We start from the raw sequence: 12,855 nt of genomic DNA on the forward strand, positions 1-12,855 counted from the left end.
CCCCTCGCGGGCCGGGAACGAGCCACCGCATGAGCGAGACCCCCGCCACCCCGACCCCCGGACCGGCCCGGCAGGAGCTGCTGAACACGATCGGCTCGTGGGTGCTCTCCGTGCTGCGCACGGAGCCGGGATGGGACCGGATGGTCGTGGACCTCAAGGTCCAGGGCGGGCGCGTGCACCTGCGCGTGCGCGAGCAGCGGGGCGACGAGGTGGTGCCCGGCACCGCCGGGCCCATCAAGGAGGACAGCGCCGTCATCCCCGCCGTCGAGCAGCTGCGGGAGAACGTCCACGTCCCGGGGCGCGGGACGTGGTTCACGGCCACGGTCGTGATCCTCGCCGAGGGCTGGCCCGAGCCGACCCACCGGATCGGAGGGACCTACGACCTCGACGGCGAGCCCCGCCAGTGGGGGACGGAGGGGCCGTTCACGGCCCAGGACGTCCTGGCGCACCTCGAGCGCTTCCCCCGCACCCGCGCCCGGACCCCCGCGTGGGCCCTCGAGCTCGCCCGGCGGGACGGTGTCGAGCTGCCCGTCCTCGCCCCGGGCGCCGAGCAGCAGGCCGACCCCGAGGGAGTCGTCAACCCCCTCGTGCGGGCGGCCGTCGACCGGTTCGTGAGCGCCCCCGACAACAAGGCGATGATCGAGGTCGTCCGGCAGTGCATGGCGGGCTCCCTGCTGCTGGACGTCACGGCCAGCGACCTGGTGGCGGGCCCGGGCGGGGAGGCCGTGGGCCCGGAGTCCACCCTGCGCGTCCAGACCCTGGGGGAGCCGGACGGCACGCGGTCCCTCGCCGCCTACACCTCGGCGGCGGAGGCCCAGGCCATGTTCGACCGCCACCACCCGGACGGCGGCAAGCCCGTGCTGCTGCGCGAGTCCGCCGTGAAGGTCCTGAAGATGCTCGCCGACGACCCGCAGCACGACCACCTGGTCATCGACCCGGCCCACCGCGGCTGCCGGATCAGCCGCCCCCAGGTGGAGTGGGCGATGCGGGCGCCGCGCAACGACGCCGTGAAGGCCGCGATGCTCGAGAACAACATGTCGCAGCTGCTCGCCGGGCTCCTGGCCCCGGACGCGGTGCTGCTGCTCGGCGCGCGCGTGCAGGACGGGCGCGCCGTGCCGGTCTACGCGAAGCCGCAGGAGGAGGGCGCCGCTCCGGACACCCTCCTGCTGTTCACGTCCGCGCCCGAGGTCGCCGTGCTGGACACCACCCTGGAGGTCCGCTCCGCGCCGGCCCGCCAGGCGCTGCGCTTCGCCCTCGACGCCGGGGCGCGGAAGGTCAGCATCAACGCGCACCCCCCGGTGGCCACGCTGACCGCCGACCAGCTCCGGGAGCTCCTGGCCCTCGTGGAGAAGGAGCCGGGGCAGGCAGGGGGCGCCGAGGCCGGGCCGGCTCCGGCCGGGGACGGCACCGGGCGGAGCTGAGTCCCGGCGGGCGGGTCAGCCCGCGGCGGGGAGGGGCTGCTCTGCGGAGGGCTGCTCCGGGGCGGCCTGCGCGGGGGAGGCTCCGGCCGCGAGGCAGTCGGCGCAGATGCCCTGGTAGACGACGTCGGCGGTGAGCAGCTGCATGCCGTGGTGCTCGGAGGGCGTGAGGCACGGGGCGTGGCCGACGGCGCAGTCGACGTCGGCCACCGTTCCGCAGCGCACGCAGTACGCGTGGTGGTGGTTGTCACCGGTGCGGGTCTCGTACCGGGCCGGGGACGCGGGCGGCTCGAACTTGCGGAGCATGCCGACGGCCGTGAGGTCGGAGAGGACCACGTAGACGGACTGCAGGGTGATCGCCGGCAGCACCGTGCGGACGTCCGCGAGGACCTCGTCGGCGGTGGAGTGCGGGCGGCGGTCCACCGCGTCGAGGACGGCCAGCCGCTGCTTGGTGACCCGGCGGCCGTGGGAGCGCAACAGGTCCGACCACGCGGCGGCCCGGGCGGTGTCCGGTGCGGGGCGTTCCGTTGTCTGCATCCTTCTACCGTAGCGTTATCACGATGGACTCACAATAGCGGGACGCATCCGCCCCGCCCGTGGTCGCCATGGTCGATCCCTCGTGACAGTTCTGGTCGCACCGGCGGGCACCGGCTTTCACCCGCCTCTGACCTGCGCTTACGATGTGCGCGGGGGATGGGGGTCCGGCACCGTCGTCGTGGCGTGCGCGCCCGCGGGTCGGACGGGACGTTCCCGGAGCTCTTTCTTCCCGAACGACCGCGACCACCACGGAGACAGACATGACGCGTCCTGCCCACGCCCGTCCGAACGGCCCCGCCGGCGACCCGGAGGCGCTCCGTGACGACGTCCTCCTCGACGCCGCCCACTCCGGGGACGCCGACGCCTTCGGGGTGCTGCGGGAGCGGTACCACGGCACGGCCCTCGCCGTGGCGCGGTCGCGGACCGGCAGTGCGGAGGAGGCAGAGGGCGTCGCCGCGGCGGCTCTCGGGCGGATCGAGCAGATCGTCGGCGAGGGCGGCGGGCCCCGCGCCTTCCTCGGCGCCTTCGTCGTGTGGATGGTCGGGCGGGAGGCCGACGGCGGCACGCGGCCGGTCGCGCTGCCGGACGATCCCGCCGACCCGGCGTCCCTGGTCCGGGTCTTCAGCGGCCTGCCCGCCGAGTGGCAGGGCTTCCTCTGGCGCACCGAGGTGCTGGGCCAGAGCGCCCGCCGGGCCTCGGCGGCGCTGGGGCTCGGCGCGGTCGCGGCCGCCGGTCTGCACCGTGACATGGTCCGGGGTCTCCGCGGGCTCTACGGCCAGGCCGCGGCGGACCGGGCGGCGGGACCGGACTGCGCCGAGTTCTCCGCCGAGCTGCCCCACTTCGTCCGGGGCACCCGCGGGCAGCGGAGCCGGCGGGATGTCAAGGCGCACCTCGACGGGTGCGCCCGCTGCACCGCCGAGTACCTGAGCCGACAGGACATCGGGACGGGCCTGCGCACGTGGACGCTGCCCGTGCTGGCCGGTCTGCCGCTGTGGGGCACCGAGTCCCTCGAGCTCACCAACCTCATCGCCGCCGCCGGTGCGGGGACCGGCGCGGCCGCCGGAGCAGGGGCCACAACGGGCGCCGCCGCGGCCGGTGCGGGGGCCCCGGTCGGTGCCGCAGCCGGTGCCGCGGCAGGGGTTGCCGCCGTCGGTGCGGGGGCCGCCCGAACCCGTCCGGAGGATGCGCCGGGAACCTCGCCGTGGTCGAGCCGCAGGACGAAGGTCCTCTTGGGCGCCGGGGCCCTGGCGACCGCCGTGGCGGTCGCAGCGGTGGGCGTGTCCGGCGGGGGCGACCCGGTCCCGGCCGCCGACAGCCTCGCCGCCGAGCGGGCGCCGCGCACCGCCGAGGACCTGGAGAAGCCGCGCGCGGACGGTCCTGCGGCCGGAGCGGAGCAGGAGGACGACGACGAGTCCGGTGCCGGGGTCTCCGCGGCGGAGCGCGACGGGAGCCCGTCCGGGTCGGACGAGGCCGCCGCCGGGCAGGCGCCGGGCGACGCCCCGGCCGGCGTGCCCCAGGACGGTGCCGGGCCGGAGGCCGCGGCCCTCGTGGCCGACGCCGACCGCAGCGATGACGACCTGGCCGGTGACGACGTGGCCGGTGCCGGCCGCAGCGGTGACGACGCGGGCGTTGCGGCGGCCGCCGGCGGCGTGCCGGGACCGTCCGGGGGCGGGGGTGCCACCCCGCCGCGGTCCGGTGCGGAGCGGCCGGCGTCCGTGCCGGGCGGGGCCCGCGCCCCGGAGACCGGGACGCCCGGCGCGGCGTCGGGCGACGGAGCTGGAGCTCCCCGGGACGCGTCGTCCGGGGACGCGCCGACGAGCGCGCCGCCGGCCCGCAGGGCCGACGCGCCCGCGACCGCTCCCACACCGGCGCGGGAGGCGGGCACTCCCTCGCCCGTCCCGTCGGTGCTGATCCCGCGGCCGGCCGTGGACGCGAGCCCCGCGCCGTTCAAGGCGCCGGCGCCCCCGGCCGGGACAGCCGGACCGCCGAGCGACCCCACGGGCTCGGACGCCGCTCCCGGACGCAAGCACGCGCAGCAGGGGGCCGGCGCCCCCGGGGTGCGGTACGCCGAGCGCGGGCCCCGACACCGTGGGACGAGCTGGGACGACGACGGGTCCCGCGAGCGGAAGCACTCGGGGCGCCACGGCCGTGACCACCAGCGGGGGTCGGACGGGGCGCCCGGCCGCTCCGGCGGCCACGCCGACGAGGGGGAGGGCCGCACCCACCGCTGAGCGCACCGCCCCGCCCGCGGCTCCCGGAGACCCGGCGTCGCCCGGCGACCCCGCGGCCCTCGGCGGCCCTGTGTTACGAACGGGAACGACTCGTGACAGGGGCGGCGTGCCGCCCTCCGCCGGGGCGCTCTACCATGGGCTCGGGGGACCGGGGGGTCCACAGTTCTGGAACCGCGCGCCGTCGACGTGCGCCGTCATCGTCTTCGCCGGGGGCACGGCCCTGCGGCACCGCTCCCGGGTCGCCCGCACCGCAAGGTGACCGAGCGTTCCCGAGACCGACGGAGACCCCATGACGCGCACGACCGAGCCGCTCGCCCAGGGGCGCACCCCGCGCACCGACGAGGAGCTGCTCGCCGCGGTGCGGGCGCAGCAGCCCGACGCCTTCCCGGACCTGCGGGACCGGCACTGGCACACCGCCGTGGTCGTGGCCCGGCTCCACACGCCGAGCCGCCAGGACGCGGAGCAGCTGGCGGGCACGGCCTTCGACCAGGTCCTCGCGGAGCTCGGCGAGGAGACGCAGGACGAGGACCGACCGGGGGTCTTCCTGCGCGCCCGGCTGGTCGCCGTCGTGGGCCGGGCCGGCGTGGAGCGGGCGAGCGCGGCCGGGCCGGTCACCGGCATCTATCTCGGTCTCCCCGCCTCGTGGCAGGCCGTGCTGTGGCACCTGGAGGTCGAGGCCCTCGGGCTCGAGCGGACGGCCGCGGTGCTCGGGCTGAGCCCCGCCGCCACCACCGCGCTGCACCTCGAGGCGCGCGCCGGGCTGCGGGCCGCCTACCGCCGGGCCAGGCAGGACCTGCCGACCCTCCCCGGGTGCGCGGACTGCGCGGCCGACCTCGGCGCCTTCGCCGACGGCGGCCTGTCCGCCGAGCGGACGCAGGCCGTGCAGGACCACCTCGACGAGTGCCCGCGCTGCACCGCCGACCACCTGTACCTGCAGGACACCGAAGCAGGCCTGCGCGGCTGGCTGCTGCCCGTGCTCGCCGGAGTGCCGCTGTGGGACGTCCGGACCGACGAGCTCGTGGAGCTGGTCCGGGCCGCGGGACGGATGAGCGCCGGACGACTCGGCGCGGCCCCGGGCACCGACGTGGCCGGCGGGGCCCTCGCCGCCGTCCACGTCACCCGACGGGGCCGGAAGGTGCTGCTCGGCGCCGGGGCCCTGGCGGCCGCGGCAGCGCTGGCCGGGGTCGCCGTGACCGGCTCCGGCGGCCCCGGCGACGGGACGACACAGGCCACGGGACGCCTCGGCGGCTCCGGTGCGACGCCCCCCTCCGTCTCCGCACCCGCAGCCTCCGCCGGGGACGACGGCGCGGCGACCATGGCCCGCGGCGCCGGTGGCGCGGTGCCCGGTGGTGCCGGCGGGGCGCTGTCGCTGCCGACCTCCGAGCCGTCCCCCGGCCCCCTGACCGAGGCCGCGGCCGAGGCACGGGCCGCCGGGGCGGGCGGCGGAACGATCACCACCGCCGCCACGACGGACGGACCGGCCGCCGGCTCACGGGAGGCCGCGGCCGATGCCGGCGCGTCGACCGGCCGTCGCACCGAGGCGGCCCCCTCCACCCGGGGGAGCAGTCTCCAGGACGACGGCCGAGCGCCCCGGTCCGCGGCGCCGGGTGGGCAGCCCTCGGGCAGCGGCACCACCGGCGGCTCCTCGGCGGCAGATGGCGGCACTCCTGCGCCGCCGCCCGCGGCCGACGACGACGGCAGCCCGGCCGGAGACGCCCCTGTCGAGCAGCCCCCGGCCGCCGGGCCGACCGAGCCCAGGACGCCGGTGACCGAGAGCCCGGACACCGCGCCCCCCGCGGAGGAGGTTCCGGCCCCGGAGACCCCTGCCCCGGAGACCCCGGGCGCGGAACAGCCCCCGGCAGAGACCCCGGCTCCGGAGGCCCCGGCGTCAGAGCCCCCGGCGACGGTGCCTCCGGCCGAGGAGGTCCCGTCGACCGGAGCAACCGGGCCGGGGACCCCGGCAACCGGTGCAGGGGAAGCCACCCCTCTCGGCGGGTGACCGCGGCGATCCCTCCGGCGCCGGGCGACGAGGACGCCCGGCGCCGGCTGGGAGATCCCTGGGCGTCGCTGGGCCCGGGAAGACCGGCGCCGTCGGCGCAGTTGTGTCCAACGGAAGATCCCGTTCCCGATGAAGGAGCCGCACCCGCGATGCACAGCCACAACAACGGGCTCAAGACCGTCCTGCTGCTCGGCGGCCTGTGGGCGGTGCTGCTGGCCATCGGGTGGGTCGTGGCGAGCGGGACGGGCAGCAGCGTCTTCATCTGGGTCTTCGCCCTGATCGGCCTGGCGTCCACGGCGTACAGCTATTGGAACAGCGACAAGCTCGCCCTGCGCTCCATGCGGGCCATCCCGATCACCGAGCAGCAGGCGCCGGGCTACTACCGGATCGTGCGGGAGCTGTCGCAGCGGGCGAACCAGCCGATGCCCCGCCTGTTCATCGCGCCGACGATGAGCCCCAACGCCTTCGCCACCGGGCGGAACCCGGAGAACTCGGCGGTCTGCGTGACCGAGGGCATCCTCCAGCTGCTCGACGAGCGCGAGCTGCGGGGCGTGCTGGGCCACGAGCTGATGCACGTCTACAACCGGGACATCCTCACGTCCTCGATCGCCGCGGCCGTGGCCGGCATCATCACCTCGGCCGCGCAGTTCCTCCAGTTCTCGGCCATCTTCGGCGGGGGGCGGGGCGGTGACCGCGGCAACCCCCTCGTGGGGCTGCTCCTGGCCTTCCTGGCACCGCTCGCCGCGACCGTCATCCAGCTCGCGGTCTCCCGCACCCGCGAGTACGACGCCGACGAGGACGGCGCGCAGCTCACGGGCGATCCGCTCGCGCTGGCCTCGGCCCTGCGCAAGATCGAGATGGGCACGAACGCCCGGCCGCTGAACCCCGCCGACCAGAAGCTCGTCAACACCTCGCACCTGATGATCGCCAACCCGTTCCGCGGCGGCGGCGCCGCGAGCCTGTTCCGGACCCACCCGCCGACCGCGGACCGCGTGGCCCGGCTCGAGGGCATGGCGGGGATCGGCCGCCGCTGACCCCGCCGGCCGCCGACGACGGAGCCGCCCACCTCGCGAGGTGGGCGGCTCCGTCGTCGCACGGGGGGAGCGGCGCGAGCCGCGCCGCGGGACGAGCTCAGCGGTAGTTGATGAACTGCAGGTCCACCTCGAGATCCGAGCCCTTGAGCAGCGTGATGACGTCCTGGAGGTCGTCGCGGGACTTCGACGACACCCGGAGCTCGTCGCCCTGGATGGTGGCCTTCACGCCCTTGGGGCCCTCGTCGCGGATGAGCTTGGTGATCTTCTTCGCCTGGTCCTGGGCGATGCCCTCCTTCACGGAGGCCTCGATCCGGTACTCCTTGCCGGAGGCGAAGGGCTCCCCGGCGTCGAGGGACTTCAGGGAGATGCCGCGCTTGACCAGCTTCGACTGGAAGACGTCGAGGACGGCGTTGACGCGCTCCTCGGAGTTCGCCTTCATGAGGATCTTCTCGCCGGAGAAGTCGATCTCGGCGCCCACGCCCTTGAAGTCGTAGCGCTGCGCGATCTCCTTCTGGGCCTGGTTCAGGGCGTTGGACACCTCCTGCTTGTCGACCTTGCTGACGACGTCGAACGAGGAATCGCTGGCCATGCTGCCTCCTGGGCTGGGACGGTGGGCGGGCGGCGTGCGGCCCGCAGGACTGTGTCCCAGCCTACCGGGGAGGGCCTCGTCACCGTTTCGTGACCTGCGCCCAAGGATCCGTCCAGGTCGGTCTCCCAGGATGGCGGCATGAGCACATCCGAGGGTCACGACGACGTGACGCCCGGCCCGGGGCGGACCCGGCGCGGAAGCGCCGTGGCGGCCACCGCGCTGGCGGCGGTCCTGCTGATGGGCATCGGGCTGGGACCGGCGGCCGCGACCGCCGACGGGACGGCGCCGCCGGCCCGACCGGGCACGGGGGCCTCGGCCACCGAACGGCTCGACCCCCAGGCGGCGCAGCGGCTGATCGGCGTCGCCGAGGACCTCGCGGAGGCCGTGACCCACGGCGAGATCACCGCGGAGCAGGCGGAGAAGTTCCTCCAGCAGGTGTGCGAGCGGCTCGCCGCCTGAGCCGTCCCCGGCAATTTCGCATCGCGCCGGATCTTCTGTACTGTTGAACTGCTCCCGCACGCGGGGGCGGCCACCACCGGTCCGGAAGGGTCCGGCGGGAGCACCCCGGCAGATTACCCGAGCGGCCAAAGGGGGCTGACTGTAAATCAGCTGGCAATGCCTACGGGGGTTCGAATCCCTCATCTGCCACGAGTTCCATCACGAAGGCCCCGGTCCGCGGACCGGGGCCTTCGTCGTCCCCGGTCACGGCGGGGTCACCACGTCCCCCGCCGCCGGGACCCACCCGCCGCCCCCGGCCGCCCGGAGAGCGCCGGGGCGGTGCCCGGGCGGGTGCCGGAGGCCCCCGGCCCGCGCGGAATTCCGCGCCCGAGTCCCCTGATCCGGGGACACGTCGAAGGGGCCGCCGCGCCGTTGCAGCCTTAACAATTGCTAAGAACATGAATACCCTTGTAGCTTGAGGCGACAGCATCATCCGGCCACGTGCCAGCACTCCCCGAGCCGGCACGTCGGGACCCCCTACTCCGGATGACCAGCAGCACGACCGACCCCGCAGCGCTCCCGCCGGTGTGCCACGCCGAGGACGCTGGGAAGGACTGTGCCGCGCGCTGGTACCCCAGGGGCAGGCCCGGGGTTCTGAATGATTGAGGAGACAGACCGATATGACTGCTGTGAAGAAGTGGGTGGCCGCGGGTTCGTCGGCTGCCGTCCTGGCCGGAGGCCTGTTCCTGGGCGCCCCCGCCGCCCACGCCGACACCTGTGTGGCCCCCGCCGCCAGCACCGCGGTGACCAACCTGGTCACCGCCGCCGACCACCTCTACGACGCGGGCGCGCACTTCAACTCCCTCGTCACCGACCAGGCGGTCCTGGGCCAGCTCCAGACCCAGCAGGCCGTGCTGGAGGACGCCATCGTGAACGACGACACCATGGACCGGGCCCAGGCCGCTTGGACCGAGATCCTGCGCCTGCAGGAGTCCTACGCCGCCTCGAGCAGCGATCCCGCCGTGGACGAGGCCTACGCGGCGAGCTCCGCCGCCGCGGCGAACTTCCAGGCCGCCGCCGTGGACGCCCGCGCCCAGGGCGAGGTCTTCATGGAGGACGGCGCCGACCTCGTGGCGCTCTTCCAGGGCAACTGCGACGTCCTGGGCGTCGGGGGCGACTCCGACGACTGGAGCGACTCGGACGACTGGGCCGGCACCGGCACCGACTCCGGCGTGAACCAGGGCATCAACATGCAGACCGCCGAGGAGGGCGGGCTCAGCACCGGCGTGCTGGCCGGCCTGCTGGCCGCCGGTGCGGCCGTGTCCGGGGCCGTGGCCTTCCGGGTGCGCCGCGCACGCGCCTGATCCCGAACCGCTGACCGCCCTGGTGCCGCGCGAGCGCGGCACCAGGGCGCAGCCATTTCCCGAGCCGACCCCGGAGGACCAGAGCATGGACGCACCCGAGCAGCAGGCCGCGCCGCGCCGTCGTGCGGGCACGCGCTGGGCCGCCGTCGGCGGTCTCGGCGCCGTGGCCGCCCTGTCCGCGGTCCTGCTGACGGACCCCTGGGGCGCGGAGGACACCGGCTCCCCGGCCGCGACGGCGACCGCCCCGGTGGAGGCCGTCTCGGCGGCACCCCCCACCGCGGCGCCCACGGGCACCCCCTCGGCCGCGGCCACCTCCGACCGGCCGGCGGCGGCGGCCCCCGTGCGGCTGACCGTCGAGGACGCCCGGTTCGACGTGACCGTCCTGCCGCTGACGCCGAGCGAGCAGGAGCTGGCCACGGAGCTGCTGGTCCCGCCGGACACCCTGGACGGCTACTGGCTCACCCCGTACGGCATGCCGGGCGAGGGCTCGGAGAACACCACGTACATCACCGGCCACAGCTGGGAGGACCGGGACGCCCCGTTCAACCGGCTGAGCGATCCCGGGCTCGTGGGCAGCGAGATCGAGCTGGAGACCGGGTCCGGGACCCTGGAGTACGTGGTGGACTCGGTGGTCACCCACGACAAGAACACCCTGAAGGACAGCGACATCTGGCGCATCGTCCCGGACCGGCTGGTCATCGTCAGCTGCTACACCGAGGACCTCTGGGGGAAGAACGTGGTGCTCACGGCGTCCCCCGCGCCGGCCTGAGCCGAAGCCCCGGCCCCGAGCGCCGGGTCCCGCCACCGGGCGTCAGCTCAGGGCGGCGCGGACCCGCGGCACCACCTCGGCGCCGAGCAGCGTGATCGACTCGAGCACCAGGTGGTGCGGGACGCCCCCCGCGTCCATCCGGAGCAGGAGGCGCTGGTGGCCGAGCGCGCGCTGCTGCGCCACGATCTTGGCGACCACCTCGTCCACGTCCCCCACCACGAGGGTCCCGTCCGGGCCGCACTCCCGGTCGTACTCCTCCCGGGACCAGCGGGGATCCGCCGGCGCGACGGGCCCGTGGCTGCGGGCCCCCGCCGCGAAGTAGGGGTGGCTGAGCTCCCGGGCCTGCGCCGGGGTGCGCGCGACGAAGCCCGGCACGTTCAGGCCCACCGGGGTGCCGACGTCCCGGCCGGACGCCTCGAGGGCCCGCCGGTAGGCTGCGACGACGGGCACCGCCCCGGCGAAGGGACCGTGCGTGCGCAGCAGGGCGAGGGGCAGCCCCAGGGCGCCGGCGCGGGCCACGGAGGCCGGCGTGCCGGAGCTGCCCAGCCAGATCGGCAGGCACGGCTGCAGCGGTCGCGGCTCGAGCTCGAGCTCGACGCCGTCCCGGGCAAGCGGACCGGCGAAGGTCGGGGGACTGGTCTCCCGCAGCGTGAGGAGCCGGCGCAGCTTCTCCTCGAACAGGGCGTCGTGGTCCTGCTGCTCCAGGCCGAGGGCGCGCAGCACGCGCTGCGAGGCGCCGCGACCCACGATCATCTCGGCCCGGCCGCCGGAGATGTTGTCCAGCATGGCGATCTGCTCGTAGAGCCGCACCGGGTCCCCGGCCGTGAGCACGGAGACGGCCGTGGTGAGCCGCAGGAGGTGGGTGCGGCCGGCGATGGCGGAGAGCAGCACCACGGGGGAGGCCGCCACCACGTCCGTCCCGTGGTTCTCCCCGACGCCGATCACGGTGAGCCCGGCGCGCTCCGCGGCCTCGGCCTGCTCGATGATGTCCCGCAGGCGCTGGCGGCTGTCGGGCCGGGTGCCCGTGACGGGGTCCGGGACCACCTCGCCCAGCGAGAAGATGCCGATCTCGAAGTTCATGGCGCACCTCGGCGTGCACGGGGCCCGCCCCTGGACCGGCGTCCCGGTCCCGGAGCCCGCGCCGGAGGCCCGGCCCGGACGCCCAGTCTATTGCGCGCCCGCGGTGCGGTCTTGAGCCGGCAGTGAAATCCTGTGCCCCCGGACGGCTCTGCCTCTACGCTGGAGGGCATGGCTACTGTTGACATCACCCAGGACACCCTGGGCCAGACCATCGCCGAGAACGACATCGTCCTGCTCGACTGGTGGGCCGAGTGGTGCGGACCCTGCAAGCAGTTCGCACCGACCTACGAGGCCGCCTCGGAGAAGCACGAGGACATCGTCTTCGGGAAGGTCGACACCGAGGAGCAGCAGATGCTCGCGGCGTCGGCCCAGATCTCGTCGATCCCCACGCTCATGGCCTTCCGCGAGGGCATCCTGGTCTTCTCCCAGCCGGGCGCCCTGCCCGCCTCCGCCCTCGACCAGGTCATCGACGCCGTCAAGGGCCTCGACATGGAAGAGGTCCGCGCCGAGGTCGCCAAGCAGTCCCAGGACGCGCCCAACGCCTGACCCCTCCCGCACCACCGCGCCGGGCCCCGCCTCTTCCGTGAGGCGGGGCCCGGCGTCGTCGTGTCCCGCCCCCGGGGACGGGGCACGGGGGTGCCGGAGCAGCTCAGACGAGGCCCGTGACGCCGAGCAGCGAGCCCACGGCGAACGTCGCGACGAGGGCGAGGGCGCCGCCGACGACGACGCGCAGGGCCGCGCGACCCGTCTGCGGCGTGTCCCCGAGACGGGCCCCGAGCCATCCGGTCAGGGCGAGCGCCGCGAGCACGGCGACGAAGGTCACGGGGAGCCGCCACTCCTCCGGCGGCAGCAGGATCGCCAGGAGCGGCAGCAGGGCGCCGAGCAGGAAGGACAGCGCGGAGGCGACCGCCGCGTTCCAGGGGCTGACGATGTCCTCCGCGTCGATGTTGAGCTCGGCGTCGAGGTGCGCGGCCAGGGCGTCGTGCTCGGTCAGCTCCTCCGCGACCCGCCGTGCGGTGCCCTCGGAGAGCCCCTTGGCCTGGTAGATCTCCGCGAGCTCCTGCAGCTCCGCCTCGGGCATCTCGGCGAGCTCCCGCTCCTCCTTCTCGATCAGGGCCCGGTGCGAGTCCGACTGGCTGGACACGGAGACGTACTCGCCCAGAGCCATGGACAGGGCTCCGCCCACGAGCGCGGCGGCGCCCGCGGTGAGGATCGCGCTCGAGCTGGCGGTGGCGCCCGCGACGCCGACGACCGTCGCGGCGACCGAGACGATGCCGTCGTTGGCGCCCAGCACCCCGGCCCGCAGCTTGTTCATCCGCTCGGTGTAGCCCACGCCGTGGGGCTCCTGGATCACGTGTTCGGTGGTCATGGCTCCATTGAACGCCCGCCGGTGCGG

At 75.6% G+C, this 12,855-nt stretch carries 12 protein-coding genes and 1 tRNA gene; 9 read left to right on the plus strand and 4 right to left on the minus strand.

What is annotated here, in order from left to right; genetic code table 11:
• Positions 1-29 precede the first annotated feature (29 nt).
• On the plus strand, positions 30-1,421 hold the full coding sequence (locus AC6CH6_RS00740) for an SseB family protein (protein ID WP_498253722.1): 1,392 nt from the start codon (positions 30-32) through the stop codon (positions 1,419-1,421).
• Positions 1,422-1,436: 15 nt separating this feature from the next.
• Here AC6CH6_RS00740 and AC6CH6_RS00745 read toward each other — a convergent pair whose 3' ends face one another.
• Complete coding sequence (locus AC6CH6_RS00745; protein ID WP_017832439.1) at positions 1,437-1,955, minus strand: Fur family transcriptional regulator; 519 nt, start codon at positions 1,953-1,955, stop codon at positions 1,437-1,439.
• 260 nt (positions 1,956-2,215) lie between these two features.
• Between AC6CH6_RS00745 and AC6CH6_RS00750 the strand changes: the two genes are divergently transcribed.
• From AC6CH6_RS00750 to htpX, 3 genes are all read left to right on the plus strand, one after another.
• Positions 2,216-4,186 (plus strand): zf-HC2 domain-containing protein, encoded by a 1,971-nt coding sequence (locus AC6CH6_RS00750; protein ID WP_498253723.1) that lies wholly within the window; start codon positions 2,216-2,218, stop codon positions 4,184-4,186.
• A 289-nt stretch (positions 4,187-4,475) separates the two neighbouring features.
• Positions 4,476-6,185 (plus strand): zf-HC2 domain-containing protein, encoded by a 1,710-nt coding sequence (locus tag AC6CH6_RS00755; RefSeq protein ID WP_498253724.1) that lies wholly within the window; start codon positions 4,476-4,478, stop codon positions 6,183-6,185.
• A gap of 149 nt (positions 6,186-6,334) precedes the next feature.
• A complete protein-coding gene (htpX, locus tag AC6CH6_RS00760; RefSeq protein ID WP_133409294.1) occupies positions 6,335-7,219 on the plus strand; it encodes a zinc metalloprotease HtpX in 885 nt (294 codons plus the stop codon).
• A 97-nt stretch (positions 7,220-7,316) separates the two neighbouring features.
• Here the strand turns inward: htpX and AC6CH6_RS00765 are convergent, their stop codons facing one another.
• Positions 7,317-7,808, minus strand: coding sequence for a YajQ family cyclic di-GMP-binding protein (locus AC6CH6_RS00765; protein ID WP_017832435.1), 492 nt, complete (start codon positions 7,806-7,808; stop codon positions 7,317-7,319).
• Between the two features lie 138 nt (positions 7,809-7,946).
• Between AC6CH6_RS00765 and AC6CH6_RS00770 the strand changes: the two genes are divergently transcribed.
• From AC6CH6_RS00770 to AC6CH6_RS00785, 4 genes are all read left to right on the plus strand, one after another.
• Complete coding sequence (locus AC6CH6_RS00770; RefSeq protein WP_115162917.1) at positions 7,947-8,267, plus strand: hypothetical protein; 321 nt, start codon at positions 7,947-7,949, stop codon at positions 8,265-8,267.
• Between the two features lie 107 nt (positions 8,268-8,374).
• Positions 8,375-8,456 (plus strand) — tRNA-Tyr (locus AC6CH6_RS00775).
• A 470-nt stretch (positions 8,457-8,926) separates the two neighbouring features.
• Positions 8,927-9,610 (plus strand): hypothetical protein, encoded by a 684-nt coding sequence (locus AC6CH6_RS00780; RefSeq protein ID WP_498253725.1) that lies wholly within the window; start codon positions 8,927-8,929, stop codon positions 9,608-9,610.
• Between the two features lie 85 nt (positions 9,611-9,695).
• Positions 9,696-10,379, plus strand: a complete 684-nt coding sequence (locus AC6CH6_RS00785) for a class F sortase (RefSeq protein ID WP_498253726.1) — start codon at positions 9,696-9,698, stop codon at positions 10,377-10,379.
• 42 nt (positions 10,380-10,421) lie between these two features.
• Here the strand turns inward: AC6CH6_RS00785 and AC6CH6_RS00790 are convergent, their stop codons facing one another.
• A complete protein-coding gene (locus AC6CH6_RS00790) occupies positions 10,422-11,459 on the minus strand; it encodes an LLM class flavin-dependent oxidoreductase (protein ID WP_498253727.1) in 1,038 nt (345 codons plus the stop codon).
• Between the two features lie 168 nt (positions 11,460-11,627).
• Between AC6CH6_RS00790 and trxA the strand changes: the two genes are divergently transcribed.
• On the plus strand, positions 11,628-12,005 hold the full coding sequence (gene trxA, locus AC6CH6_RS00795; RefSeq protein ID WP_035924949.1) for a thioredoxin: 378 nt from the start codon (positions 11,628-11,630) through the stop codon (positions 12,003-12,005).
• Positions 12,006-12,108: 103 nt separating this feature from the next.
• Here trxA and AC6CH6_RS00800 read toward each other — a convergent pair whose 3' ends face one another.
• The gene (locus tag AC6CH6_RS00800) at positions 12,109-12,828 is read right to left on the minus strand and encodes a VIT1/CCC1 transporter family protein (RefSeq protein ID WP_368796662.1); all 720 of its coding nucleotides are present in this window, start codon (positions 12,826-12,828) and stop codon (positions 12,109-12,111) included.
• Positions 12,829-12,855: the final 27 nt, after the last annotated feature.

The organism is Kocuria sp. GQ42 (assembly GCF_059758435.1).

Coding starts and splice junctions, on each gene's coding strand:
- AC6CH6_RS00740 (WP_498253722.1), top strand. CDS start 30: ATGAGCGAGACCCCCGCCACCCCGACCCCCGGACCGGCCCGGCAGGAG.
- AC6CH6_RS00745 (WP_017832439.1), bottom strand. CDS start 1,955: ATGCAGACAACGGAACGCCCCGCACCGGACACCGCCCGGGCCGCCGCG.
- AC6CH6_RS00750 (WP_498253723.1), top strand. CDS start 2,216: ATGACGCGTCCTGCCCACGCCCGTCCGAACGGCCCCGCCGGCGACCCG.
- AC6CH6_RS00755 (WP_498253724.1), top strand. CDS start 4,476: ATGACGCGCACGACCGAGCCGCTCGCCCAGGGGCGCACCCCGCGCACC.
- htpX (WP_133409294.1), top strand. CDS start 6,335: ATGCACAGCCACAACAACGGGCTCAAGACCGTCCTGCTGCTCGGCGGC.
- AC6CH6_RS00765 (WP_017832435.1), bottom strand. CDS start 7,808: ATGGCCAGCGATTCCTCGTTCGACGTCGTCAGCAAGGTCGACAAGCAG.
- AC6CH6_RS00770 (WP_115162917.1), top strand. CDS start 7,947: ATGAGCACATCCGAGGGTCACGACGACGTGACGCCCGGCCCGGGGCGG.
- AC6CH6_RS00780 (WP_498253725.1), top strand. CDS start 8,927: ATGACTGCTGTGAAGAAGTGGGTGGCCGCGGGTTCGTCGGCTGCCGTC.
- AC6CH6_RS00785 (WP_498253726.1), top strand. CDS start 9,696: ATGGACGCACCCGAGCAGCAGGCCGCGCCGCGCCGTCGTGCGGGCACG.
- AC6CH6_RS00790 (WP_498253727.1), bottom strand. CDS start 11,459: ATGAACTTCGAGATCGGCATCTTCTCGCTGGGCGAGGTGGTCCCGGAC.
- trxA (WP_035924949.1), top strand. CDS start 11,628: ATGGCTACTGTTGACATCACCCAGGACACCCTGGGCCAGACCATCGCC.
- AC6CH6_RS00800 (WP_368796662.1), bottom strand. CDS start 12,828: ATGACCACCGAACACGTGATCCAGGAGCCCCACGGCGTGGGCTACACC.